Origin of the sequence: Mesorhizobium sangaii, from assembly GCF_014207355.1 — a bacterium.
Lineage (GTDB): Bacteria > Pseudomonadota > Alphaproteobacteria > Rhizobiales > Rhizobiaceae > Mesorhizobium > Mesorhizobium sangaii.
This window is the reverse complement of record NZ_JACHEF010000004.1, coordinates 168,241-192,458: the sequence shown is the minus strand read 5'-3', so window position 1 is coordinate 192,458 and position 24,218 is coordinate 168,241. Positions and strand designations below refer to the sequence as shown.

Annotated in this window: 19 protein-coding genes and 1 pseudogene; 10 read left to right on the top strand and 10 right to left on the bottom strand. The window is 64.0% G+C overall.

All coding sequences use genetic code 11. The annotated features are described in order from the left end of the window. Positions 1–146 precede the first annotated feature (146 nt). Positions 147–1,016 (top strand): LysR family transcriptional regulator, encoded by an 870-nt coding sequence (locus HNQ71_RS21030; protein ID WP_246461751.1) that lies wholly within the window; start codon positions 147–149, stop codon positions 1,014–1,016. Positions 1,017–1,215: 199 nt separating this feature from the next. Here HNQ71_RS21030 and HNQ71_RS21025 read toward each other — a convergent pair whose 3' ends face one another. The 3 genes from HNQ71_RS21025 to HNQ71_RS21015 all read right to left on the bottom strand — a co-directional run bounded on the left by HNQ71_RS21025 (position 1,216) and on the right by HNQ71_RS21015 (position 4,256). Continuing rightward, positions 1,216–1,869: a dihydrofolate reductase family protein gene (locus HNQ71_RS21025; RefSeq protein WP_184874566.1), complete on the bottom strand. Its 654-nt coding sequence runs from the start codon at positions 1,867–1,869 to the stop codon at positions 1,216–1,218. Positions 1,870–1,976: 107 nt separating this feature from the next. Continuing rightward, on the bottom strand, positions 1,977–2,819 hold the full coding sequence (locus HNQ71_RS21020; RefSeq protein ID WP_184874565.1) for a protein-L-isoaspartate O-methyltransferase family protein: 843 nt from the start codon (positions 2,817–2,819) through the stop codon (positions 1,977–1,979). Positions 2,820–2,891: 72 nt separating this feature from the next. Further along, the gene (locus HNQ71_RS21015; RefSeq protein WP_184874564.1) at positions 2,892–4,256 is read right to left on the bottom strand and encodes an Nramp family divalent metal transporter; all 1,365 of its coding nucleotides are present in this window, start codon (positions 4,254–4,256) and stop codon (positions 2,892–2,894) included. Between the two features lie 231 nt (positions 4,257–4,487). On the opposite strand from HNQ71_RS21015, the gene mntR reads away from it, so the two are divergent. After that, positions 4,488–4,943: a manganese-binding transcriptional regulator MntR gene (gene mntR / locus HNQ71_RS21010; RefSeq protein WP_167392353.1), complete on the top strand. Its 456-nt coding sequence runs from the start codon at positions 4,488–4,490 to the stop codon at positions 4,941–4,943. A gap of 107 nt (positions 4,944–5,050) precedes the next feature. After that, entirely contained in the window at positions 5,051–5,239 is a 189-nt protein-coding gene (locus HNQ71_RS21005) for a hypothetical protein (RefSeq protein WP_095090960.1), read from the top strand. 158 nt (positions 5,240–5,397) lie between these two features. Here the strand turns inward: HNQ71_RS21005 and HNQ71_RS21000 are convergent, their stop codons facing one another. Further along, a complete protein-coding gene (locus HNQ71_RS21000; protein WP_184874563.1) occupies positions 5,398–7,467 on the bottom strand; it encodes a hypothetical protein in 2,070 nt (689 codons plus the stop codon). A 193-nt stretch (positions 7,468–7,660) separates the two neighbouring features. On the opposite strand from HNQ71_RS21000, the gene ypfJ reads away from it, so the two are divergent. Both ypfJ and HNQ71_RS20990 read left to right on the top strand, forming a co-directional pair. Continuing rightward, a complete protein-coding gene (gene ypfJ / locus HNQ71_RS20995; RefSeq protein WP_184874562.1) occupies positions 7,661–8,587 on the top strand; it encodes a KPN_02809 family neutral zinc metallopeptidase in 927 nt (308 codons plus the stop codon). Positions 8,588–8,743: 156 nt separating this feature from the next. Then, positions 8,744–10,009, top strand: a complete 1,266-nt coding sequence (locus HNQ71_RS20990; protein WP_184874561.1) for a TCR/Tet family MFS transporter — start codon at positions 8,744–8,746, stop codon at positions 10,007–10,009. Positions 10,010–10,365: 356 nt separating this feature from the next. Here HNQ71_RS20990 and carA read toward each other — a convergent pair whose 3' ends face one another. Next, a complete protein-coding gene (gene carA, locus HNQ71_RS20980) occupies positions 10,366–11,571 on the bottom strand; it encodes a glutamine-hydrolyzing carbamoyl-phosphate synthase small subunit (RefSeq protein WP_184874560.1) in 1,206 nt (401 codons plus the stop codon). 277 nt (positions 11,572–11,848) lie between these two features. On the opposite strand from carA, the gene HNQ71_RS20975 reads away from it, so the two are divergent. Continuing rightward, positions 11,849–12,298 (top strand): GatB/YqeY domain-containing protein, encoded by a 450-nt coding sequence (locus HNQ71_RS20975; protein ID WP_184874559.1) that lies wholly within the window; start codon positions 11,849–11,851, stop codon positions 12,296–12,298. Between the two features lie 182 nt (positions 12,299–12,480). On the opposite strand, the gene HNQ71_RS20970 is transcribed toward HNQ71_RS20975, so the two are convergent. Both HNQ71_RS20970 and HNQ71_RS20965 read right to left on the bottom strand, forming a co-directional pair. Then, entirely contained in the window at positions 12,481–13,464 is a 984-nt protein-coding gene (locus HNQ71_RS20970) for a hypothetical protein (RefSeq protein ID WP_184874558.1), read from the bottom strand. A 178-nt stretch (positions 13,465–13,642) separates the two neighbouring features. Further along, positions 13,643–14,593 (bottom strand): hydrogen peroxide-inducible genes activator, encoded by a 951-nt coding sequence (locus HNQ71_RS20965; protein WP_184874557.1) that lies wholly within the window; start codon positions 14,591–14,593, stop codon positions 13,643–13,645. A 264-nt stretch (positions 14,594–14,857) separates the two neighbouring features. On the opposite strand from HNQ71_RS20965, the gene katG reads away from it, so the two are divergent. Both katG and HNQ71_RS20955 read left to right on the top strand, forming a co-directional pair. Next, positions 14,858–17,044, top strand: coding sequence for a catalase/peroxidase HPI (gene katG / locus HNQ71_RS20960; RefSeq protein ID WP_184874556.1), 2,187 nt, complete (start codon positions 14,858–14,860; stop codon positions 17,042–17,044). A gap of 193 nt (positions 17,045–17,237) precedes the next feature. Next, positions 17,238–17,795 carry a GNAT family N-acetyltransferase gene (locus HNQ71_RS20955; protein WP_184874867.1) on the top strand — a complete coding sequence of 186 codons (558 nt, stop codon included), beginning with the start codon at positions 17,238–17,240 and terminating at the stop codon, positions 17,793–17,795. Between the two features lie 16 nt (positions 17,796–17,811). Here HNQ71_RS20955 and HNQ71_RS20950 read toward each other — a convergent pair. From HNQ71_RS20950 to HNQ71_RS20940, 3 genes and pseudogenes are all read right to left on the bottom strand, one after another. Beyond that, positions 17,812–18,098: pseudogene (locus HNQ71_RS20950) on the bottom strand (MerR family transcriptional regulator); the annotation flags it as partial. A gap of 64 nt (positions 18,099–18,162) precedes the next feature. Then, positions 18,163–19,347, bottom strand: a complete 1,185-nt coding sequence (locus tag HNQ71_RS20945; RefSeq protein WP_184874555.1) for an MFS transporter — start codon at positions 19,345–19,347, stop codon at positions 18,163–18,165. 139 nt (positions 19,348–19,486) lie between these two features. Next, a complete protein-coding gene (locus HNQ71_RS20940) occupies positions 19,487–21,151 on the bottom strand; it encodes a Na/Pi cotransporter family protein (RefSeq protein ID WP_184874554.1) in 1,665 nt (554 codons plus the stop codon). 375 nt (positions 21,152–21,526) lie between these two features. On the opposite strand from HNQ71_RS20940, the gene HNQ71_RS20935 reads away from it, so the two are divergent. Both HNQ71_RS20935 and dnaG read left to right on the top strand, forming a co-directional pair. After that, positions 21,527–21,895 (top strand): RcnB family protein, encoded by a 369-nt coding sequence (locus tag HNQ71_RS20935; RefSeq protein ID WP_184874553.1) that lies wholly within the window; start codon positions 21,527–21,529, stop codon positions 21,893–21,895. A gap of 149 nt (positions 21,896–22,044) precedes the next feature. After that, positions 22,045–23,979 carry a DNA primase gene (gene dnaG, locus HNQ71_RS20930; protein WP_184874552.1) on the top strand — a complete coding sequence of 645 codons (1,935 nt, stop codon included), beginning with the start codon at positions 22,045–22,047 and terminating at the stop codon, positions 23,977–23,979. Positions 23,980–24,218 lie beyond the last annotated feature (239 nt).

Genomic DNA, 24,218 nt, shown 5'->3' with positions numbered 1-24,218 from the left:
AGTTTTCGTTTCATGCATGTCGTTCTCCCAAAACCGCTGCGCACATTTGGGCGACATGCATCGTCGGACACCCCCATCGTAGACGCGCACGAACTTCAGTAAATGCAATGTTTGCCATGGTTGGCATTAGCGATCATAATGCCACCATGATCCGAAATCTCGACATGGCACTGATCCGCACCTTCGTCACCGTCGCCGACAAGGCCAGCATGACGGGGGCTGCCAATGCGCTGCACCTGACGCAAGGTGCCGTCAGCCAACAGGTCAAGCGGCTGGAGGAGGCGCTAGGCTCCAGCCTGTTCGAGCGCAACCGGCGCGGCCTAAGGCTGACGCGCGCCGGTGAGCGGCTGTTCACCAAGGGCAAGCGCCTGCTGGCCTTGAACGACGAGATCTGGGGCGAGATGGCGGGTACCGCGGTGGCCGGCCAGGTGCGGCTCGGCGTGCCCTACGATCTTGTCGGCACCTTGCTGGCGCCGGTGCTGAAGCGCTATGCCGAGACCTATCCGCAGGTCGAGATATCGCTGGTCTGCGCCTCGTCACCGGAGCTGACCTCGGCGCTTGCGGCCGGCACCATCGACCTCGCGGTGATCGAGGAACGGGTCGGTCCATCGGCCGGCGAGTGCCTGGCTATAGACCGGCTGGTCTGGGTCGGCGCCAAGGGCGGCGTTGCCGGCGCCAAGCGGCCGCTGCCGGTTTCGATCGTTGCCGACACCTGCGCCTTCCGGCCGGCAGTGCTGTCGGCGCTCAGCGAGCACGGGCTGGAATGGCGCACCGTGTTCGAGAACGGCAACATCGACGCAACGACAGCGACCGTGCGCTCGGACCTTGCCGTCACCACATGGCTGGCCTCCACCGTGCCAGCCGATCTCGACATATTGCCGCTCGATTCAGGCCTGCCGCCACTGCCGAATTTTGCCATCAACCTGCATTTGCCGAGGCATGGGGTCGGGCCTGCGGCACAGGAGTTCGCGCGGCATATCCGCGAAGGGTTGGCCAGACGGGCGCAGGCAGCTTGAGGGAACTTGGGATTCCTCGCCCCGCCAGAGCGGGGGGAGAGGTGGCCGCGAAGCGGCCGGAGAGGGGGCCTTCGTAGGGCGAATGCTTGCAGAAATTGGGTCACCGTCGCGCCAATCCCCCTCTCCGTCTCGGCTTCGCCGAGCCACCTCTTCCCCACATGCGTGGGGGCGAGCAATCCAGGTCCTGCTTCCGCTCTCGCTACTTCCAGGTCTTGCGCCGCTCGATCTCTGCCTCGGATGGCCTCTCCGGCGCGAACGAGCCGGTCCTGATCTCGCCGCCACGCTCATAAGTCGCCATGATGACGCCGGTGGTCGAGGCCTGTGAGCGGGTCAGCTTCAGGGCGGAAGGCATGGTGCCGTTGCCGAACAGCCGCTTGCCCTTGCCCAGCACCAGCGGGAAGATCAGCAGGCTGATCTCGTCAATCAGATCATTGGCGAGCAGGGTCTGGATCAGCTCGCTCGAACCCTGGATGAGCAGGTCCGGGCCGTCTTCCTGCTTGAGCTTGCGCAGCATTGCCACGACGTCGTCGCCCAGCGACTGGCTGTTGTTCCAGGTCAGCGTGTCGTGCCGGTGCGTCGCCACATATTTGGTGACGGCGTTGAAGCTTTCGGCGATCGGATCGTTGTCCTGGTACGGCCAGTGCGCGGCGAAGATGTCGTAGGTCTTGCGGCCGAGCAGCAGGTCGAAGGGCTTGGTGAAGGTCTCGCCCATGAACGCGCCCATGGCGTCGTCCCAGTAGTGGAACGTCCAGCCGCCGAACTTGAAGCCGCCGGCCGGATCTTCTTCCGGACCACCTGGGGCCTGCATGACGCCATCGAGGCTGACGAATGTCGCGGCGATGATCTTTCTCATTCCAATGCTCCGGTTTCTTCAATCCACGCCGTCGCGGCTGGACTTCAGCCCAAGGACGAGCGAACAGCCGCGCGTCCGACACCGCTGGCAAAAATTCGGCGCGCCCATCATCTGCGAGGCCTGACATCGAGGGCGCGCGACGAGAACCAGACCTCACCGAAGATCGCCGTGGCGGTGCGGTCGGGCACCTTGTCCGACGTCAGCCAGATCGAGCGGCTGCTCGCGGCCTGGTCGCGCGTAGGGATCTTCGCCGCAGGGTCCGCAACCGAAGCGCCGACACATGGAATGAACCATGAGCGCATGAAGGGGTCGCACGCGAAGCCTTTTGCGGTGCGGGTCACCATCACCGCCAGCGGAACGCGCTCGGCCGGGCGCCAGGGAAAGATCATGCGGCCGCCTGGGCGCAGCGCCTTCAGCCATCCTGCCGGCGGCGCGGCGACGCCGGCATTGACATAGACGATGTCGGAAGGCGGCAAGGGCGTCGTCACGGCATCGCCATGGACGACGGTCACATTGCGATAGGTTTCGAGATTTTGTCGTGCGAGCTCGGCCAGGTTTTTGTCGAGTTCGAAAGCGGTGACGGTGCCGCCGGGCGAAACCAGTTTGGCCAGCGCCGCGGTGTAGTAGCCGGTGCCGGCGCCGATGTGGCAAACGGCCTCGCCGGGTTTCGGCGCAAGCTTGCCGATCCACATGGCGTGCAGGAACGGCTCGCCATTGTTGATGCCCTTGTCGTTGTCGAGCGCCACCAGCACGTTTTGGTAGATGTGTGCCGGATCCGCGCTCGGCGTCGTGATCTTGCCGTTGCCGGCGATGATCGTCCACGGCCCGGGACCGAGGAAGGCTTCGCGCGGCACCTCGGCGAAGACCGCCTCCAGGCGCGGATCGGGCGAGCCGGCATTGGCGGCCATCAGCCGCGCGTAGAACTTCCTGACGTCTTCGATCCCGGTCATGACGCGAGAAGATAGCGCGAATTGCCGATTTGTCGCCGGACTATCTCTCAGCAGAGCAGTCGATTTCGGGTCTCAGCCGACTCCGAACATGGTGTCGTAGAGTAGCTTGAAGTTGAGCACCAGGATGATCGCAGCGACCACCCAGGCCAGTGCGGCGACGCCACGCGGAATGGCGAGGTTGCCCATCTTCTTCCTGTCGGAGACGAACTGCACCAGCGGGACAACCGCGAAGGGCAGCTGCATCGACAGGATCACCTGGCTGAACACCAGCAACTGGCCGGTGCCTTTTTCGCCATAGAGCGCGGTGACGATCACCACCGGGATGATGGCCAGCCCGCGCGTCAACAGCCGGCGCGCCCAGTTGGGGATGCGCAGGCGCAGGAAACCTTCCATGACGATCTGGCCGGCCAGCGTCGCCGTCACCGTCGAGTTCAGGCCGGAAGCCAGCAGCGCCACAGCGAACAGGATCGAGGCGATGCCGAGGCCCAGCAGCGGCGACAGCAGCTCGAAGGCCTGGCCGATCTCAGCGACATCCTGGTGGCCGGTGTCGTGGAAGGCGACTGCCGACACGATCAGGATCGAGGCGTTGACGAACAAGGCGAGCATCAGGGCGATGGTCGAGTCCGTCGTCGCCCATTTGATGGCGTCGCGTTTGCCCTTATCGGTGCGCTCATAGGCGCGGGTCTGCACGATCGAGGAGTGCAGATAGAGATTGTGCGGCATGACGGTGGCGCCGATGATGCCGATGGCGATGTAGAGCATTGCCGGATTGGTGACGATCTCGGACGACGGCACGAACATGGCATGCAGGATCGAGCCGGCCGGCGGGGCTGCGACGAAGATCTGGATGGCAAAGCAGCTGAAGATGATGATCAAAAGCGCGATGACGAAAGCTTCGAGATAGCGAAAACCCTTGTTCATCAGCAGCAGCACGATAAAGGCATCGAGCGCCGTCAGCATGGCGCCGCCGACCAGCGGAATGCCGAACAGAAGCTGCAGCGCGATCGCCGTGCCGATGACTTCTGCGAGGTCGCAGGCGATGATGGCCAGTTCGCAGGCGATCCACAGCATGAAGTTGACCGGTCGTGGATAGTAGGCGCGGCAGGCCTGTGCCAGGTCGCGGCCGGTGGCGATGCCGAGGCGGGCGGCGAGCGCCTGCAGCAGGATCGCCATCAGGTTGGACAGCATGATGATGAACAGCAGCGTGTAGCCGAACTGGGCGCCACCGGCGAGGTCGGTCGCCCAGTTGCCCGGGTCCATATAGCCGACCGAGACCATGTAGCCGGGGCCCATGAAGGCGAACAACCGGCGGAACCAGACGCCCGAATTCGGCACGGCGATGGAAGAATTGACCTCGCGTAGGCTGGGCTGGTCGTCCTCCTCGGGCCTGGCGAACCGCCATGTAGACCGGGAGGCTGTGGCTTCGACTTCAGACATAAGGGGCTTTCCGCGAGACGTGTCGATGTTCGCCTAAGGTATGCCATGGCTCAACATTATGCAATATGCTATATTTCATTGTCGGTGCTTTTTGTCGAGGCCGTGACCTGGCGCGGGGGCGGTCGCCGACAACGCTGGTTGCGCCCGTGGCGGAATGCAAATAAACGGCCTGAAGAATCAGAGCCCGTGCTATAAATGCATGGACGGCTAAACTCCCAGGAGGAGCGCGCATTGGCGCTGAAGAACAGACCGGTCCCGCGCGAAAAGCCGCTGCCTGACGCCGACGTCCATTCGGAGGGGTTCAGGCACACGCGCGAAGCGCGCCGCAGCGCGCTGGTCGAGGATTATGTCGAGCTGATCGCCGACCTGATCGAGGATGGCAACGAGGCGCGTCAGGTCGATATCGCCGCACGGCTCGGCGTCGCCCAGCCGACGGTGGCCAAGATGCTGACCAGGCTGTGCGCCGACGGCCTGGTGTCCAGAAAGCCCTATCGCGGCGTGTTCCTGACCGATGCCGGCCGCAAGGTCGCGGTGGAGAGCCGCATCCGCCACCAGACGGTGGAAGCCTTCCTGCGCTCGCTCGGCGTCAGCGCCGAGACCGCGCGCATCGATGCCGAGGGCATCGAGCACCATGTCAGCGCCGAGACGCTCGAAGCGTTTCGCAAGGCGATGACGGCGGCGCGCTGAGCTGCGTCAGCGCCGAGTTTCCCGAACGACGAAGCCGCGCCGGAACCGCCTGATGTTATGCACGTTGCTCCTGACACCGCGCGATTGGCGCGCAAAGGGAGGAAACGATGGGCGTTGAACAGGCACCGACCGCAAAAGGCAAGCAGGCGGCCAAAGGACTGAAACAGGCGGCGGCGAAGGACGAACGCAAGACCGAGGCCGAGACCGGCCATCCGTTGAAAAAGGGCGCGGCGCGCTTCGAGGAGCGCTCGAAGAGTTCCGACGGCAAGAGCGCCGGCGCCAAGCAGAGGGACTAGGCGCCTACCGAGCAGACGTCAGTGGTTCTCGGCGAAAGCCGTCTGGCGAGACGCAGTAACGACGCGCCTTCGTTGCGGCAGCATCGCTTGCCCTCCGGGCGTTCGAGTCCTTGAAAGGTCCACCGGACCTTCAATTTGCCTGCAGCAAAACCGGTCTCTCATTCCCTGACGTCCTGCACCCAGCTACGCGGGTGGCCGTCGACACGGAACTGGAAGATGAAATAGGGCGGGATGCAGGTGCCTTCGCCAGGTTTGGCCTGGGGCAGGTCGTCATAGCCGGCGGTGCAGATATAGTCCTCGCGGCAGGGATGCGCCTTGTCGCAGGCGCGCAGGCCGGCGGTCTTGGTGAATTCCTTGGTGCAGAATTTGTGGTCCTTGCCGGACGCGATGCAGTCGTTGAAGCCGGTCTTGGCCAGCCGGCCGCACGTCGCCTCGTCGGGAAGCTTGTCGCAGCTCGCCTTGCGCAGCATGCCGCCGGGAAAGCCGCCGGTCTTCTGCTGCGGATTGTCGTAGCGTTGGCGTGCGGCGCCATAGCCGGCAAGCTTGACCGGCGGCTTCTTGTCCCGCGCCGGATCGATGGCGCATGCCTTGGCGGTGGCCGGCGACAGCCGGCAATACTGGTCGTTGCCCCATGTCGACATTTTTATCTCGCCGAACTCGACGGGGTCGCCGACCGCCGTGCCGGCCTCGCTGACGCAGGTGCCGAAGCCCGGATGGATGGCGCTTTCGTGGACGCCGGCGCAGCGCAGGCCTTCGCCGCAGCTCCAGTCCTTGAAGCTCAAATCCTCGCCGCGATAGCAGATCGAGCCCCAGCCATTGTAGAGGTCGGTGCCTTTCAGCGCCTCGGCATATTTCTGGTCCGGACGGGCGGCGAAGCCACGCGTGAAATCCGGATGGCCGCCGGCGGCGAACTGCTCGACGATGGCGCGGCGGCGCGGCAGGTCGGCAAAGAACACGGCGGAGCCCGGCACGAAGACGGCGTTGCGGCGCGGCTCGCTGGCCGGGTCGGCGCCGGTATAGTGGAAGCCGGCGATGCCATGCGTCTGGTGGCAGCCGGTGCAGGTCATCTCATTGAGCCGCAATTCGAAGCCGGCCACCGACTTGACCGTGGAGAGCGTGTTGCCCCTGGCGGCATAGTCCCTCAGCGCCTTGTCGATATCGGCGTCGTCGACCAGCCCATAGGCGATGTTGTTCTGCGACCGGCTCAGGCCGCCGGGTGCTACTGAGACGGCGCTCTTGGCCAGGAACTTTTCGTCGATGACCAGCCGGCCATGATCGAGGTCGTAGATGTTGCGGTCGGTGAGCAGCCATTTTGCGAAGGACGGTTTGTCGGCCAGCACGATGGCCCGGTCGATCTGGTTCTCCATCTTCGATTCGTAGAAGCTCGAGGTGGCCGGATCCCATTTGAAGATCTTCAGCAGATATTCGGCGTGGCCGCCGAAATCGCGCCGCGTCGAGGCCGATAGCCTGAGCACTTGCATGTTGAGTTCGAGTCGCATGATCTGCGACGAATTCAGCATGGCGCCGGAGAGCGGCCCTTCGTCGGAACGCAGCCACGCCGCCAACTGGTCTGGCGGCAGATTCTTCTGCCCGGCGGCAAGCCAGCGCTTGGCGATTTCGGCGCAGGATACGTCTGTTGCGCTCGGCAAATCCCTTGAAGCGCGGGCCTGCGCGCGCGTGGGCTTGGCGTTGAACACCAGGCTCATGGTCAGCGGCAGACGCGAGGATATGCGCTGGCCCGCCTTTCCCTTCACCGGCTTTTCCGCGACCGAATAGTGAAAGCGGTAGATCAGCCGGATCTCGCCGCATTCGGTATGGCCGAGATAGCCGCGATCCATGCGGTTGACGACACCGGTCAGGTCGAGCGTCGAGCCGTCGTCATCGATGTACTTCGGATTGAATTTCTGGCTGGTGTCGTTCGACCTGGCCATGGCCGCGACATAGGGGTCGGGGCTGGTCTTCGGTTCGTCGGCGATCTGCTGCTTGACGGTGTCGCGCATCGTCGCCAGCGCTGGCACCGAAAACAGGCCGCGATTGTCGACCTCGCGGGTGAGGCCGAGCGCCGGACCCAGCAGGCGGCTGATCGACAGCCCGCCACGCTCCAGCGCCTGCAAGGTGGCGGGATCGGTGACGGCGACACTGGAATCGAGCGTCACCGCGCCGGCACTTGCGAGACCAAGGCAGAGCACGGCCGCGAGCAGCGACACGAATTCACCGATCGTCTTCAAGCCTCGATCACCCCTCCGATTGCGGCGATGCTACAGGCCTTCCGTGGTCTCTGCCAGAGCGGCGGGGCCGCCATATCGGCAGGGCGCAGTCTCGAAAAATGCTGTGACTTGGTGCAACCATTGGGATAATTGTTTGTTGGGTTGAGCCGGCCATGCCGGAACAATGGGGAAGTTCGCAGCGCGAGGAGTTGCCATGCTCTGGAGAGGCCGTCGTCAGAGTGATAATATCGAGGACGACCGCAGCGACAGCGGCGGCGGGCTCGGCGGCGGCAGCCCCGGTCAATTCCGCATTCCGATCGGCGGTCGCGCCGGGGGCGGCGGCAGCATCTTCCTCGTCATCCTGGTGGTGCTGGCCGGATGGTATTTCGGCTTCGATCCGTCGACGATCCTGGGTGGCGGCGACGGCGGCCTGCTGCCGGGCGGCGGCGGCCAGATCACCGACGACAGCGGTGGCCAGGACAGCGGCGCGGGTGCGCCCGCCAACGACGAGATGAAGCAGTTCGTCGCCACCGTGCTGGCCGAGACCGAAGACACCTGGACCGGCATCTTCAAATCGCAGGGCCTGACCTACGAAGACCCGAAGCTGGTGCTGTTCAGCGGCCAGATCCGCTCGGCCTGCGGCTTTGCCTCCGCTGCAGCCGGACCGTTCTATTGTCCCGGCGACCACAAGGTCTATCTCGACATGACCTTCTTCCAGCAGCTCGACCAGCAATTCGGCGCCTCGGGCGAGTTCGCCCGGGCCTATGTGGTCGCGCATGAGGTTGGCCACCATGTGCAGAACCTGACCGGCATCATGTCTAAGTTCAACCAGATGCGGCAAGGCATGAGCGAAGCCGATGCCAACCAACTGTCGGTGCGCATCGAGCTTCAGGCCGACTGCTTTGCCGGCGTGTGGGCGCATTACACCGCGCAGAAGGGCATATTGGAGCAGGGCGACATGGAGAGCGCGCTGAACGCCGCCAAGCAGATCGGCGACGACACGCTGCAGAAGAAGACGCAAGGCTATGTCGTGCCGGAAAGCTTCAACCACGGCACCTCGCAGCAGCGGCAAACCTGGCTGGCGCGCGGTTACAAGAGCGGCAAGCTTTCGGATTGCAACACGTTGAGCGGCCCGATCTGAGCGACGGTTTTCCCAGACTGTCCTGACGGCGAAGGTGTCGTCAGGGGATGTCAGGATGAAAAAATCCGGCCTGTTCCCTCATTGTTCCTTGCGGCAGGCTCGCCTATAAGGTGCGTCCGCCTGCGCCCCAGGGCGAGCAGAGGAGCTTGACCCTTCATGATCGACCCTAAAACCGCCAGACGGGGCCTTGCGCTCGTCTTCACCACGCTGCTGCTCGACATCATCGGCTTCGGCATGATCATGCCGGTGCTGCCGGCCTATCTCAGGGAGTTGACCGGCGTCAGCATCAGCGGAGCGGCGATCGAGGGCGGTTGGCTGTTCTTCGTCTATGCGGCGATGCAGTTCTTCTTCGCGCCCATTATGGGCGGCTTGAGCGACCGGTTCGGACGGCGGCCGATCCTGCTCGCCTCGGTGCTGACCTTTTCCATCGACAACCTGATCTGCGCCATCGCCTGGTCCTACCCGATGCTGTTCATCGGGCGCGTGCTGGCCGGCATTTCCGGCGCCAGCTATTCGACGACATCCGCCTTCATCGCCGACATCTCCAACGATGAGAACCGGGCGAAGAATTTCGGCCTGCTCGGCATCGCTTTTGGCGTCGGCTTCGTCATCGGGCCAGTTCTGGGCGGGCTGCTCGGCACGTTCGGGCCGCGCGTGCCGTTCTATTTCGCCGCCGGGCTGGCTTTCGTGAACTTCCTGATTGCGCTGTTCCTGTTGCCTGAAACGCTCGACGACAAGCATCGTCGCCGCTTCGAGTGGAAACGCGCGAACCCGGTTGGGACGCTCCTGCAGATGCGCCAATACAAAGGCATCGGCTGGATCGGGCTTGTCTTCTTCCTGATGACGCTCGGGCACATGATGTATCCGGCGGTGTGGTCGTTCGTCTCTAACTACCGCTATGGCTGGAGCGAGCAGCAGATCGGCTTTTCGCTCGGCGCCTTCGGCCTGTGCGGGGCGATCGTCATGGCGACGGTGCTGCCGCGCGCGATCCCCAGGCTTGGCGAGTGGAAGACGGCAGTCATCGGCCTTACCTTTACGGCGCTCAGCGCCTTCGGCTACGCCTTCGCGTCGCAAGGGTGGATGATCTATGCGGTGATCGTCGTCGGCTGCCTGGAAGCGCTGGCCGATCCGCCGCTGAGGAGCCTCGCCGCCGCCAAGGTGCCGCCTTCGGCGCAAGGCGAACTGCAAGGCGCGATGACCTCGATCTTTTCGATCACCTCGATCATCACTCCGCTGCTCTATACGGCGATCTTTTCATGGTTCACCGGGCCGAATGCACCCGTGACCTTCGGCGGCGCGCCCTATCTGCTAGGCGCATTTTTCCTGACGCTGGCGCTCATCGTCTTCGTCACCAAGGTGGCAAAGCCGGTGGCGCTCAGAAGCGTCACCACCAGCGTGGCGGAAGATGGAGCGCAGATATGAGCCGTGACGGGCGCATCGCTCTGACCAAGAACGGGCCGTCGCTGTCGCGGCTGGTCTTCGGCGCCTGACGCCTGCTCGACGGTGCCGCTCGCGCGCTTGCTGCAGTGGCTGCCGAAATCGGTGCCGGCGATCTCGCTGCCGTCGCCATCGCCTAGCTGCAGCGCAATCCGGCGCGGCTGGTGCCGGTGCTGGGTTAGATGAAGCCGGAACGGCTGGCCGCTATGGTCAAGGCGCTGGAGATCAGCCTCGACCGCCAGCAATGGTTCGCCATTCTGGAAGTCAGCGAAGGCCGGCCGGTGGCGTAGTCATTTTGAAGACGACGTTGTTTGTGGCGTGGAGCGACGCAACGCTTCCGCTTAAGCCCGCTCCGCCAGCAATTCCTCGCCGCGCTTTTCGCGGATCAGGTTGACGAAGCGGCGGAACAGATAGTGCGAATCCTGCGGGCCGGGCGAGGCCTCGGGATGATGCTGGACCGAGAACACCGGCCGGCCGGTCAGCGTGATGCCGCAATTCGAACCGTCGAAGAGCGAAACATGGGTTTCCTCGACGCCTGATGGCAGCGAGTCCGCATCGACGGCAAAGCCGTGGTTCATGGAGACGATCTCGACCTTGCCGGTGGTGTGGTCCTTGACCGGATGGTTGGCGCCGTGATGGCCCTGATGCATCTTGGCGGTCTTGCCGCCCAGCGCCAGCGCCAGCATCTGGTGGCCAAGGCAGATGCCGAACACCGGGATGTCGGTCTTCAGCAGGTCCTGGATGACCGGCACGGCATAGTCGCCGGTGGCTTCGGGATCGCCGGGGCCGTTGGAGAGGAAGATGCCGTCGGGCTGCATGGCAAGGATTTCTTCAGCGCCGGTCTTGGCCGGCACCACGGTGACCTTGGCGCCGAGGCCGGCGAGCAGGCGCAAGATGTTGCGCTTGACGCCGTAGTCGATGGCAACGACATGCATCGAAGGCTCGGCCTGTTCGCCAAAGCCTTCGTTCCAGACCCATGGCGTCTCACGCCAGACCGAGGACTGGCCGGATGTGACTTCCTTGGCGAGATCGAGCCCGATAAGGCCCGACCATGCGGCGGCGCGCTGCTTCAGGTCGTCGAGGTCGAAGACGCCATCGGGCGCGTGCGCAATGACGGCGTTGGGCATGCCCTTTTCACGGATCAGCGCGGTGAGCGCGCGGGTGTCGATGCCCGACAGGGCGACGATGCCGCGCTTCTTCAGCCACTGGTCGAGACCGGTGCCGGCGCGGTAGTTCGACGGGTCGGTGACATCGGCCTTGAACACGGCGCCGACCGCACCGGCGCGGGCGGCCGGATTGAGGTCCTCGATGTCCTCGTCATTGGTGCCGATGTTGCCGATATGCGGGAAGGTGAAGGTGACGATCTGGCCGGCATAGGACGGGTCGGTGAGGATCTCCTGGTAGCCGGTCAGCGCGGTGTTGAAGCAGACTTCGGCAACGGCGGATCCGGTGGCGCCCAGGCCGCGACCCTCGATGACGGTGCCGTCGGCCAGAACCAGAAGGGCGGTCGGCTTTTCGGTTGCCCAAGCGGGGGTCATCTCGGCCATGGCGGCGCTCCTGTCAGTCTGCGTGCTGCAATCGGCCCGGCGGACCATCTGCGCGGCAAATAGCGCGAAGCGGCGATTTCGCGGCTTCCACGCAGTCAAGCTTCAGTTCATGCAAGGCCCAGTACATAGGGGAAGGGCGCAAAGCGGTCAATGATCATGCGAAATCGGACTCCGATTTATTTCGTCAAGCAATATCAGTGGTTTGCCTGGCAATATCAGGGTTTGCGTTGGCATGTCCCCGCCGCTATTGTCCGCGCCGATCGAAGGAGAAAGCACCATGCGTGGCAAAATCGCCGAATCCCTGAAGAACGCGATGAAGGCGCAGGACAAGCACCGGCTGCCGACATTGCGGCTGATCCAGGCGGCCATCCACGACCGCGACATCGCCAATCGTGGCGCCGGCAAGGAACCGGCGGGTGACGAGGAAATCCTGCAGATACTGGCTAAGATGGTGAAGCAGCGCGAGGAGTCGGCCAAGGCTTTCGACGACGGCAAGCGGCCGGAACTGGCAGCGCAAGAGCGTGGCGAGATGGAGATCATCCGCGCCTTCCTGCCGACGCAACTGGATGATGCTGCGGTGGCCGTGGCGGCACGCGAGGCGATCGCGGCGACGGGTGCGGCCAGCCAGAAGGACATGGGCAAAGTGATCGCCGCGCTGAAGCAGAAATATGCCGGCCAGATGGATTTCGGCAAGGCAAGCGGCATCGTCAAGGGTCTGCTGCAGTAGGCTTGCCGCCCATCGCTGACCGCGGCTTGCGACCGTCAGCGGTTGCCAATTCGGCCTGATCGTTCACGAATGCCTTCGACAACGATGCGGATCAGGTGCCTGATCTCGTCTTCGGTGAAAGGCCCTCCCGAGAGCGCCGACAGCATCGCCTGGCTGGGCGGCAGCCTATCCGGGTGTGGAATTCAAGACCCCTTGCAGATCGGCAGTGGCTGGGGCGGCGGTACCGGATGATCCGTCTTGTATTGGGCGATGATCGGCTCGAGGGTTTTTCTCGGCCAGAATTTCGGCGCGCCGATTTCCTTCAGGCAGGATGCGTTCCAGTAGGGCACACCGCCCGACTGCGAACGGTGTGCCACTACCGCGGCAATGTCGCGTGATTCCGGATAGATGTAGAGTGTAGTCGGATTGTCCTTCACCATCGAGATGATCTGCCGCGCGTCCGCCGGCGACCAGCTGGTGCAGCCATTGCTGCGGCCGCCAGGATAGTCCACCAGCTTGCCGAACGGCACCAAACCGTCATGGTCGGCATATGAGCTGTTCGGATTTTTGCGCATGCACTGGGCGCGCAGCACCTGCGCCGCATGGCCGCCGATCACCCGCTGCCTGGCGTTGGCGGCTTCGCCTTCGCCGTCGAACTGTATGAATGTGCGCAGGAAAGCCGCAGCCTGTTTGGCGCCGGTGCTATAAAAGCCCTTGAACGAGGTTTTTGCCTCGCGGGTCACGTAGGCGCCGCCTGCGGTCAGTTCCGAATCCATGGCGTTGCCGAAATTCTTCGAGCATCGCCTGCCATTTGAAAAATTGACAGTGCCTTTCAGATTGCGGCCGCCGCCGTGACCCGACGGAATTGCGCGAAACGACTGGCTGGCTTCGCAGATGACATAATACCGGCGCCCGAGCACGCCATTGCCGAGATCGCCGGGTCGTGTGGCGTCCATGGCGAAATAGCAGGGGTTTCTGACCGCGCCTTGCGCCACCTTTTTCAGGTAAAGCGCGCGCGCCCGCTCAAGGACCACCTGCGAGATCAGACCGTCGCTGTCGCCGACATGGGCCTGCAGCCAGGCGGGAACATCGGGAGGGGCGGCAAACGACCGCGCCGACACCGTCAGGGCGATGACAGCGAGGATGAGGCTGGCGACGACACCCAGAGGGACAGATCTCAACCGCACCGGATCACTTCTCCCGCCCGTTCGCAATTCCTCGCGGTGTTGCCGCCGCGAATCGATCATAGATCGCCTCGCGCCAATCGGCGAAACACATCTTGTTTAGCAGGCTCCCAGCGGTGTTTTAACAATTGGTCTAAGCAAGCCGCAAGCTAACACGCGAAGCCGGAGACCATGTCGTTTGTCAGGCGGTTGCCGTCAGGTTCAGCAGGTGCGCAAGCGGTGTCGGATTGTGCTGCGCGCGCAACGTGTCGGCCGACTGCCGAACGATTTCGGAAATCCGCAGCAGCTGCTTGGCGATCGGGCTGGTCTTGCGCCAGATCATGCCGATCGTCCGCGAGGGCTGGGGGCTCCTGAAGCGGGCGATGGAGACCGACGCCGAGCGCGTCTCCACCGGCACGGCCATTTCCGGGATCAAGGTGACGCCGATGCCGGCGCTGACCATCTGGACCAGGGTCGACAGCGAACTGCCGTCCAGCAACTCGCGTGGCCGCGCCGAATGCATGTTGCAGAAGGAGAGTGCCTGGTCGCGGAAACAATGGCCTTCTTCCAGCAGGAGCAGCCGCATCTCACGCAGCATTTCACGATTGGGGACCGGTTTTCCCTCGTCTTCGCCGGGCCGGACCAGGACGAACGTCTCGGCAAACAGCACAATTTCCGTCAATGACGGTTCGGACACCGGCAAGGCAACGATGGCCGCATCGAGCCGACCGTCCGCCAGTTCCTGGATCAGCTTCTGGGTCTGCGTCTCGCGCACATGGATATCGAGGCCATCATGCATGCTTGAAAGGTTGCCGATGATCGTCGGCAGGAGGTAGGGCGCGATCGTCGGGATAACGCCAATGCGCAGCCGACCAACCAGCCTGTCGCGCGAAGAGCGCGCGAGGTCGGCGAGTTCGTCCACCGAACGCAGGATGTCGCGGACGCGCAAGGCGAATTCTTCGCCGAAATTGGTCAGCCGGACCTGTCGCGGGCCTCTTTCGAAAAGCTCCGTGCCCAGCGTTTCCTCCAATTCCCTGATCTGCACCGAAATGGCAGGCTGGGAGATCGCGCAGGCGTCGGCCGCGCGCCCGAAGTGGTTGTGCCGCGCCAGCGCCTCGAAATAGCGCAGCTGCTTCAGCGTCAGGTTTGTCATAATGTCATCTTATCGCTGTAATCAGGAAATCCAACTTAAACTAATCGCGCAGCTTTGCTATAGGAGTTGCAAGGGAGATGAGGAGCAGCCGGGGCGGGTTCGTCCGGGCGCGCCCGTAGCGACAGGAACATCCAAGATATTCGGTCGCGTATATGGCATACCGTCATCGCAGCAGCCATGAAACGGACCGCTTCCAAGGACATCCATTGTCCTTGTTCACGCAGCAGTTGAAACAGCTCAACACAGCCACGATCGGAGAAAAACATGGACGCACAAACTGACGACCCCAGCACGGGCAAATGCCCGGTCGTGCACACAGCCGTCGGCAGGGTCAACCGCGACTGGTGGCCGAACCAGCTCAATGTCCAGATCCTCCACCAGCAGTCGCCGCTGTCCGATCCGATGGGCGAGGCGTTCGACTATGCCGAGGAATTCAAGAGCCTCGACCTCGACGCCGTGATCAAGGACCTGCATGCGCTGATGACGGACTCGCAGGAGTGGTGGCCGGCCGATTTCGGTCACTACGGGCCGCTGTTCATCCGCATGGCGTGGCACAGCGCCGGCACCTACCGCATCGCCGACGGCCGTGGCGGCGCCGGGGCCGGCCAGCAGCGCTTCGCGCCGCTGAACAGCTGGCCGGACAACGTCAACCTCGACAAGGCCCGCCGGCTGTTGTGGCCGATCAAGCAGAAATACGGCCGCAAGATCTCCTGGGCCGACCTTCTGATCCTGACCGGCAACGTCGCGCTGGAATCGATGGGCTTCAAGACCTTCGGTTTCGCCGGCGGCCGCGCCGACGTGTGGGAGCCCGAGGAGGACATCTATTGGGGTCCGGAAGGCAAGTGGCTGGCCGACGAGCGCTACAGCGGCGACCGCGATCTCCAGGATCCGCTCGGTGCCGTGCAGATGGGCCTGATCTACGTCAACCCGGAAGGACCGAACGGCAAGCCTGATCCGCTGGCCTCGGCGCGCGATATCAGAGACACCTTCGCGCGCATGGCCATGAACGACGAGGAGACCGTCGCGCTGATCGCCGGCGGCCACACCTTCGGCAAGACCCATGGTGCCGGCGATGCGACGCTGGTCGGCGTGGAGCCGGAAGGCGCCGACATCGAGCAGCAGGGCCTTGGCTGGGCGAGCACGTTCGGCACCGGCAAGGGCGGCGACGCCATCGGCAGCGGCCTGGAAGTCACCTGGACGACGACGCCGACCAAGTGGAGCAACAACTTCTTCGACAATCTGTTCGGCTTCGAATGGGAGTTGACCAAGAGCCCGGCCGGGGCGCACCAGTGGACACCGAAGGGCGGCGCGGGTGCTGGCAGCGTGCCGGATGCGCACAATTCGGCCAAGCGCCACGCGCCCTCCATGCTGACCACCGACCTCGCTTTGCGGTTCGATCCTTCCTACGAGACGATCTCGCGGCGCTTCCATGAGAACCCGGCTCAGTTCGCCGACGCGTTCGCGCGCGCCTGGTACAAGCTGACCCACCGCGACATGGGCCCACTCGTGCGCTATCTCGGCCCTTTGGTTCCGAACGAGAAACTACCCTGGCAGGACGTCATTCCGGCGGTCGATCATGTGCTGATCGACGAGGAGGATGCGGCGGCGCTGAAGGCCAATATCCTGGCGTCCGGCCTGTCGGTGTCGCAGCTGGTGTCGACGGCGTGGGCGTCGGCCTCGACCTTCCGTGGATCCGACAAGCGCGGCGGCGCCAATGGCGCGCGCATCCGTCTTGCGCCCCAGAAGGACTGGGCCGTCAACCAGCCGGCGGAACTCGCCAAGGTGCTCGACAAGCTCGAATCGATCCGCAAGGCGTTCAACGCTTCGCAGACCGGCAACAAGAAGGTCTCGCTTGCCGACCTGATCGTTCTCGGCGGCGGTGCGGCGATCGAGAAGGCCGCCGGGCAGGGCGTGACGGTTCCGTTTACGCCGGGACGCATGGATGCTTCGCAGGAGCAGACGGACATCCACTCCTTCGCGCCGTTGGAACCAACCGTTGACGGCTTCCGCAACTATGTCAGCGGCAAGCAGCGGCTGACCGTCGAGGAAGCGCTGGTCGACCGCGCGCAACTGCTGACGCTGACAGCGCCGGAGATGACGGTTCTCGTTGGCGGCCTGCGCGTTCTCGGCGCCAATGCTGGGCAGTCCAAGCACGGTGTCTTCACCAAGCAGCCGGAAACGCTGAGCAACGACTTCTTCGTCAATCTGCTCGACATGGGCACGGAGTGGAAGGCGACCTCGGACGCCAAGGATGTGTTCGAGGGCCGCGATCGCAAGACCGGCGAAGTCAAGTGGACCGGCACCCGTGCCGACCTCATCTTCGGCTCGCATTCGCAACTGCGCGCGCTAGCGGAAGTCTATGCGACCGCGGACGCCAAGGCGAAGTTCGCCAGGGATTTCGTGGCGGCATGGACCAAGGTGATGAACGCCGACCGTTTCGACATCGCCTGATATCGGCAAAAGGGCACTCTGGCGCGGCCTAGGAATGGTTGCGCCAGGGCGTCGGTCCTCCCAAGGGACATGACCAGGGCCGCGTTTCCAGCGATGGGAACGCGGCCTTGTCGCAACAGCGAACGCCTTCGTGGACCGTGCCTTCCCGGGCGATACTGCTATTTTAGCGGCGCAGCTCTTCCGCCGGTACACCATGGTCGAAATCGTCAAACCCGCGCTTGAACATTTGCCGTCCTACAAGGCGGCACTCGAGCGCGGCTGGTCGCCGGACAATGTGCGGCTCGAGCAAGCGACGCGCGAGCAACTTGCCGCCATCGAAAAGGATCCGGTGGCCTTTCTCGCCGACCTCGATGATCCCCTGGCCAAGGGCGGCCCTATAACCTTGCCCGACGGCAGAAAGGTGCCGCGCCTGCCGGGCTTCCGCCGCTGGATCTGGGACGGCGAAGCTTCAGGTTCGATCGGCTTTCGCTGGCAGCCGGGCACCGCGGCGTTGCCGCCGCATGTGCTCGGCCATATCGGCTATGCGGTGGTGCCGTGGAAGCGGCGACGCGGCTACGCCACCGAGGCGCTGCGGATGATGCTGGACGAGGCGAGGGCGGTCGGCCTGGCTTATGTCGAGATCACCGCCAAGCCGGGCAATCCGGCATCGCACAAGGTGATCCTGGCCAATGGCGGCAAGCTGGTCGAACGTTTCTTCGAGGATGCCGCCTATGGCGGAGCGGAAAGCCTGCGGTTCCGGATCCAGTTGTAAGGCGCGCGATCTATCCTTAGCCGTGCTCGTCGGCGCACAGCGCGTGGTCGGACAGGGCGCGGATGACATAGCAATCACCGACGGTCTTGCCGCCGCAGCATGAGGCGATGCGTTCGAGTTCGGCCTCCAGCCGCTGCAGCTGGGCAATCTTTTCCCGCACCGAACTCAGTTGCTCCTCGGCGATCCGGTCGGCATGGCCGCGACGGCAAAGCCGAGGTCGCGGGCGTGACGGATGAAGGCCAGCCGCTCCAGTTCCTGCCGGCCATAGCGGCGCTGGTTGCCTTCCGAACGCTCGGGTGTTGCCGTGGCGGTGTTCCTGGCTCACCACCGCCAACGCCATGCGCCTGCTGCGCTGGCGCGGGCAAGTCTACTCGGCTGGGGCCGTCAGCGGCGGCGTGGCGTTGCTGCGTCCTTCCCAGACATAAGACGCGAGCGCCACCGCGACGGCGACCAGCATGGCGATGGCGCCAAGCAGCGGCAGGCTGCGGTAGCCGTAGCCGGAATTCAGCATGGCCGCGCCCAGCGATGCGGCAAGCGCGATGCCGACATTGAAGCCGGATGGAATGAGCGAGGAAGCGAGATTGGACGCGTCCGCGGTCCAGGCCAGGATGCGGGTCTGGATCGGTGTACCGATGGCGAAGTTGAGACCACCCCAGATGACGATCGCCACAACCATCGGCAAGGGGTAGGGGCTAACGGCATAGATCACCGCCAGCGTCACCGCCTGCAGGGCCAGCATGGTGATCAGCGACGGCATCAGATTCCAGTCGGAGAGCTTGCCGCCAAGGAAGACGCCGAGCGTGGCGCCGACGCCGTTGAGCAGCAGCACCCACGGCACCAGGCTTTCATCAAGGCCGGTGATTTCGAGCAATGTCGGCGTGATGTAGGTGAACAGACCGAACTGGCCGATCATCAGCATCAGCATCAGGATCAGCGAGGTCCAGACCTGCTGGCGCGCCAGCACGCGAACCTCGCGCGCTAGGCCGGCGGGCTTGGTTTGATATCCGGTGGTGCGCGGCAAAAGGGCTGCCATGGCAAGCGTTGCCGCCACTCCCAGTGCGCACATCACCCAGAAGGTCGCGCGCCAGCCCCAGATGTTGCCGATCTCGGTGCCGGCTGGCACGCCGATGACGTTGGAGACGGTGAGGCCCGACAGGATGACGGCGACCGCCATGCCACGCTGGTCCTCGCGCACGAGACCGACCGCGACCACCATGGCAACGCCGAAATAGGCGCCATGCGCTACCGCCACGGCAATGCGCAGCAGCAGCATCGAGGTGAAGTCTGGCGCCAGTGCGCAGGCAGCCTGGCCGATGGTGAAGGCGACGGCAAGGCCGAGCAGCAAGCTCTTGCGCGACAGCGACTTGGTGGCGAGCGCCAGCAGCGGACCGCCGATGGCGATGCCGCAGGCATAACCGGAGACGAGATAGCCGGCCGATGGAACCGAGACGCCAAGCCCCTCCGCCACCTGCGGCAACACGCCGGCGATGACGAATTCGGTGGTGCCAAAAGCGAAGGCGGCAATGAACAGGGCGATGAGCGGAAGCGACATGGGGAAGGCCTTAGCTGGAACGGCCTCAAACCATGGATGGGTGTCGCGGGCAATCCAGAAATTGTTGGCGCCGCTTTAGCTTTTCTTCAGGGGGCGGTGAGGCGCTAATCTCCCCCACAAGGGGAGACATCGGCAGTTGTCAGCTCGCTTTCAGCCGCGATCCGGTGAGCAGGCCGCGCTCTTCCAGCACCGGATAGGCCATCGACGCCAAAAGCGAATTGATCTGCTTCAGGTCGCGGATGGTGTCGAGGTGGATCGAGCTGGTCTCGACGCTCTTGGCGGTGCCGTCGCGCAGCCGTACGAAATGGCTGGCGCTGGTTTCCTTCTCGCGGTCGCGCAGCTGGTCTTTTTCCAACACCAACTGGCGGGCGGTCTCGGGGTCGCGCGACACCAGCACGTTGAAGGCGAGCCGCGCATTGGCCAGCACCGAAGCGTGGAAAGCGCACAGTTCGCGCCAGCCCTCGGGCGTAAACTCCAGCCCGCGCTCGAGCTTCTTCTTCACATGCACCAGCATGTTGCGCACGATGATGTCGCCGACCTGCTCCAGCTTCACGCAGGCGCCGATCAGCTCCTGGCAGCGCAGCGCCTCGTCCTCGGTCAGCGGGTTCCTGGTAAGCTTGGCCAGATAGAGCTTGATCGCCGCGTGCTTGCGGTCGACGCGGTCGTCGAGTGCCGCCAGCGCCTTGATCTTGTCGCCGTCGGCGCTCTCATAGAGCTCGATGATGCGCTTGAGCATGATCTCGACGGTCTCGCAGACCCCCACCACCTCGCGCGTGGCATTGGCCAATGCCTGGCTTGGAACGTCCAGCGCGCTCTCGTTGAGCGCGGAGAGTTCGACGACATCGAGTGTGGCGGCGGGCGCCGGCTTGGTGCCAAGTGCCACGATCTTCTCCGAGGCGCGGTAGACGAACCCGGCCAGCGGCAGGCCGGCGAGCAGGATCAGCACATTGAACAGGATGTGAGCGTTGACGATCTGGTCCGCGGCGGTCGCGCCGAGGAAAGCGACATGCGGCCTGAAGGTCATGAACAGGATCAGCACCACCAGCGAGCCAAGCCCGCGCATCAGGAGATTGCCGATCGGCACGACGCGCACGGCAGGCCCAGCCGAACGGGTCAGCATCGGCGCGATGATCGAGGAGCCGAGATTGACGCCGAGGATGAGGACGACGCCGAGTTCCGGCGTGATCAGGCCACGGCCGGCCAGCGTCGCCATCAACAGGACCGCCGCGATGCTCGACTGGAACAGCCAGGTGATCAGCGCCGCCAGCAGATAGGCGGTAATGGAATCGCTGGAGAAATAATTGATGATGACCGGCAGGAGCTGGCTGTTGCGCAGTGGCTCCGATGCCTGGCCGATCATTTCCAGCGACAGGATCAAAAGGCCGATACCGACCAGGATGCGGCCGGACTGGCGCCAGTCACGCCGCTCGGTGGCCATGAACATCACCGTGCCGGTGATCAGGCAGAGCGGCACCAGCAAGGTGAGATCGAAGGTCAACAGCTTGACCACCAGCGCCGAACCGATTTCGGCTCCGCGCACGGCAAGCTGCCCGGCGGCGCCAGAGACGATGCCGGAACCGGCGAAGGAGCCAACCAGCAGTGTGACGGCGGTGGAGCTTTGCAGGGCGATGGCGAGGCCGGTGCCGGCCAGCACCGCCATGATCGGGTTGCGCATGGTGTCGCGCAATTTATGGCGCAGCACGTCGCCATAGGCGCGCTCGACGCCGGTTTTCACCATGCGGGTGGCAAACAGCATCAGCGCCACGGCGCCGGCCAGATGCAGAAGGACGACGGAACCGCTCATGTCGCCGCCCGCATGCGAACAGGGTGTGTGATGCGACCAGCGCGGCGATCAGTGGGGGAAACGACGGTGCGAATCATGTTCATGGCAGTAACCGAGAATGACTATAATACCTTAGCCGGGTAATAAAATCTTGTCGATTTCAAGGGCCGTTGCGGCGCGACAGGCGGTGTCGGAAAATGGACGGACGTGCAAATGGTTGCATTGCGAGGCTGCCGTGGAGCGGTGGATCGCGCGCGTTTGGTTGTGATCTTTGCGACGATGTTCAACTCTCCTGACTAAACGAATGAATTCATTACATAATTGTAATGCAGGTGTTCAGTTTCGGTTCATCGGCGGGTCGCTATCCCTTGGGCATCGACAACCAAGGAGACCTCCATGAAACGCATTGTCCTTTCCGCTCTCGCCTTCTCGATGCTGGCCGCCACGTCGCTCGCCGGCCAGGCCGCGCCGATGAATGCGCCGAACGTCTCGCAGTCGACCTACAGCCAGGTCGACTGGCAGAAACCCGGCAAGCATGTCGAGGTCAGGAAGCGTGTCGTGAAGAAGAAGATCGTCGTGAAGCGCACCCATTGGCGCAATGGCCAGAAATATTCGGGTTGGAGGCAGCACAAGCCGATCCGCGACTATGGCCGCTATGGCCTGCATCGCCCCGGCCGCGGTCAGGAATGGATCCGCGTCGGCAACGACTATGTGCTGGTCGGCGTCCTCTCCGGCGTCATTTTCGGCGCGCTCGCCGGGCACTAGATCCCGTCTGGGCCAGCAACCCCGCTGGAGGCGAAAGAAGAGCGGCCCGCAACGGCCGCCTTTTTACCCTGTGGAAACCGGGCATCGTCCGCATTAGGGGTCGTCGGATACCGCGGGCATGATTATATGGTGGCGAAACGAGTTTCCCGATGCGCTTTCCGCCCGCCTTCCTCGACGAGATACGCGACCGCGTGCCGATTTCATCGGTGATCGGCCAGCGCGTTGCGTGGGACAGGAAGAAGACCAACGCGCCGCGCGGCGACTATTGGGCCTGCTGCCCGTTCCACGGCGAGAAGAGCCCATCCTTCCACTGCGAGGACAAGAAGGGCCGCTACCATTGTTTTGGCTGCTCGGTGTCGGGCGATCATTTCAAGTTCCTCACCGAACTCGACGGCATGAGCTTTCCCGAAGCGGTCGAAAAGATCGCCGACATGGCCGGCGTGCCGATGCCGGTTCGCGATGCGCAGGAGGAGCGGCGCGAAAAGGAACGCGCCAGCCTGACCGATGTCATGGAGATGGCGACCGCCTTCTTCCAGGAGCGCCTGCAGGGGCCGGAGGGCGCGAAAGCCCGCGCCTATCTGCGCGATCGTGGGCTGACACCGGCGACGCAGCAATCGTTCCGGCTCGGCTTCGCGCCCGACAGCCGCAATGCGCTGAAGGAGCATCTCGCCGCCAAAGGTGTGCCGAAAGCCGATATCGAGGCCTGCGGGCTGGTGCGGCATGGCGACGACATTCCGGTCTCCTACGACTGGTTCCGCGACCGCATCATGTTCCCGATCCCGGACTCGCGCGGCAAGATCATCGCCTTTGGTGGACGCGCGCTGGCGCCCGATGCCCCGGCAAAATACATGAACTCGCCCGACACCGAGCTCTTCCACAAGGGCAACGTGCTCTACAATTTCGCCCGCGCCCGCAAAGCTTTGGCCAAGGGCGGTACGGTCATTGCCGTCGAAGGTTATATGGACGTGATCGCGCTGGCGCAGGCCGGCTTCGAAAATGTCGTGGCGCCGCTCGGTACGGCACTCACCGAAAACCAGCTCGAGCTGTTGTGGCGCATGGCCGGCGAACCGGTGCTGTGCTTCGACGGCGACAAGGCCGGCCTGAAGGCTGCCTGGCGGGCCGCCGACATGGCCCTGCCGGCCGTGCAGGCGGGGCGCTCGGCGCGCTTTGCGCTGCTGCCGGAAGGCAAGGATCCCGACGACCTGGTCAAGGCCGAGGGGCCGGATGCGTTCCGGTCCGTGCTGGCCGATGCGCGGCCGCTGGCCGACCTTCTGTGGATGCGCGAAACGGCCGGCGGCGTCTTCGATACGCCGGAGCGGCGGGCCGAGCTTGAAAAGACGTTGCGCGAACTGACCAGCCGCATCCGCGACGAAAGCCTGCGCTACCATTATCAACAGGAGATGCGCGAGCGCGTGCTGAGCTTCTTCGGCGCCCAGCGCGGTACAAGGCAAGGCCGCCAGGATGGGCGGCCGGGCCAGGGCAAGGCGCCGCCGCCGGGCGGACAGTTCGCCAAGGCCGGCGGCGGACGCACGCCGATCACCGAGAGCCTAGGCCGCTCGGCGCTGGTCAAGCGCGGCAGCGAGGGGATGTCGATGCGTGAGGCGACGATCATCGTCGCGCTGGTCAATCATCCGGTGCTGATCGACGAGAATTTCGCACATATCGAGTTTCTCGATCTCGCCAACTCCGATCTGAGGCGGCTGCACGCCGCCATCCTCGACGCCATGGCGCATGACATGGCCAATGACCGTCAAGCCGTGGTGGCAATGATCGAGCGCGCCGGCTGCGCCGAGATCTGGGAGCGGGCTGTCGGGCTGATCCGGCGAATGCGGCATTGGCCGGCGCTGGAGACCGCAGCCCTCGAGGATGCCCGCGACGCTTTCAGCCAGGCCCTGCACTTGCAGCGCAGCGCGCGCACCTTACATAAGGAGCTGAAACAGGCGGAAGCGGCGCTCGCCACCGATCCCACAGACGAAAACTACCGGCACCTGATCGAAATTCAGGCGCAATTTCAGGATGTACAGGCGACGGAAGCGCTGATCGAAGGATTTGGCGTATCCTCGGGCAGGGCCGGGCGGGCTTAAAGCATGATCCCGAAAAGTGGGTACCGGTTTTCTCGGACAAACGGAAACCGTTTGTCCGAGATCGTGCTTCCACCGAAAGAAAGACAGAGCCCTTGCCGGCCCATAGGGCAGGGACGGGCTCGGTAAGAAAGTGAAATGTGAAAGCGTTGTTGCGCGTCGAAATGGCGCGCGGCGGGGCTAAGTCGGGTAATTGATTCGCTTTTTTAAGGCGAATCATGCGAGAGGCGCTTGACCTTCCG

Bases quoted from the DNA above. Each gene is read 5' to 3' on its own strand.
- HNQ71_RS21025 (WP_184874566.1), bottom strand. From the start codon at position 1,869: ATGAGAAAGATCATCGCCGCGACATTCGTCAGCCTCGATGGCGTCATG.
- HNQ71_RS20945 (WP_184874555.1), bottom strand. From the start codon at position 19,347: ATGTCGCTTCCGCTCATCGCCCTGTTCATTGCCGCCTTCGCTTTTGGC.
- HNQ71_RS21020 (WP_184874565.1), bottom strand. From the start codon at position 2,819: ATGACCGGGATCGAAGACGTCAGGAAGTTCTACGCGCGGCTGATGGCC.
- HNQ71_RS20990 (WP_184874561.1), top strand. From the start codon at position 8,744: ATGATCGACCCTAAAACCGCCAGACGGGGCCTTGCGCTCGTCTTCACC.
- HNQ71_RS20955 (WP_184874867.1), top strand. From the start codon at position 17,238: ATGGTCGAAATCGTCAAACCCGCGCTTGAACATTTGCCGTCCTACAAG.
- HNQ71_RS21005 (WP_095090960.1), top strand. From the start codon at position 5,051: ATGGGCGTTGAACAGGCACCGACCGCAAAAGGCAAGCAGGCGGCCAAA.
- dnaG (WP_184874552.1), top strand. From the start codon at position 22,045: ATGCGCTTTCCGCCCGCCTTCCTCGACGAGATACGCGACCGCGTGCCG.
- HNQ71_RS20935 (WP_184874553.1), top strand. From the start codon at position 21,527: ATGAAACGCATTGTCCTTTCCGCTCTCGCCTTCTCGATGCTGGCCGCC.
- carA (WP_184874560.1), bottom strand. From the start codon at position 11,571: ATGGCCGAGATGACCCCCGCTTGGGCAACCGAAAAGCCGACCGCCCTT.
- HNQ71_RS21015 (WP_184874564.1), bottom strand. From the start codon at position 4,256: ATGTCTGAAGTCGAAGCCACAGCCTCCCGGTCTACATGGCGGTTCGCC.
- HNQ71_RS20965 (WP_184874557.1), bottom strand. From the start codon at position 14,593: ATGACAAACCTGACGCTGAAGCAGCTGCGCTATTTCGAGGCGCTGGCG.
- ypfJ (WP_184874562.1), top strand. From the start codon at position 7,661: ATGCTCTGGAGAGGCCGTCGTCAGAGTGATAATATCGAGGACGACCGC.
- HNQ71_RS20975 (WP_184874559.1), top strand. From the start codon at position 11,849: ATGCGTGGCAAAATCGCCGAATCCCTGAAGAACGCGATGAAGGCGCAG.
- HNQ71_RS21030 (WP_246461751.1), top strand. From the start codon at position 147: ATGATCCGAAATCTCGACATGGCACTGATCCGCACCTTCGTCACCGTC.
- HNQ71_RS20940 (WP_184874554.1), bottom strand. From the start codon at position 21,151: ATGAGCGGTTCCGTCGTCCTTCTGCATCTGGCCGGCGCCGTGGCGCTG.
- katG (WP_184874556.1), top strand. From the start codon at position 14,858: ATGGACGCACAAACTGACGACCCCAGCACGGGCAAATGCCCGGTCGTG.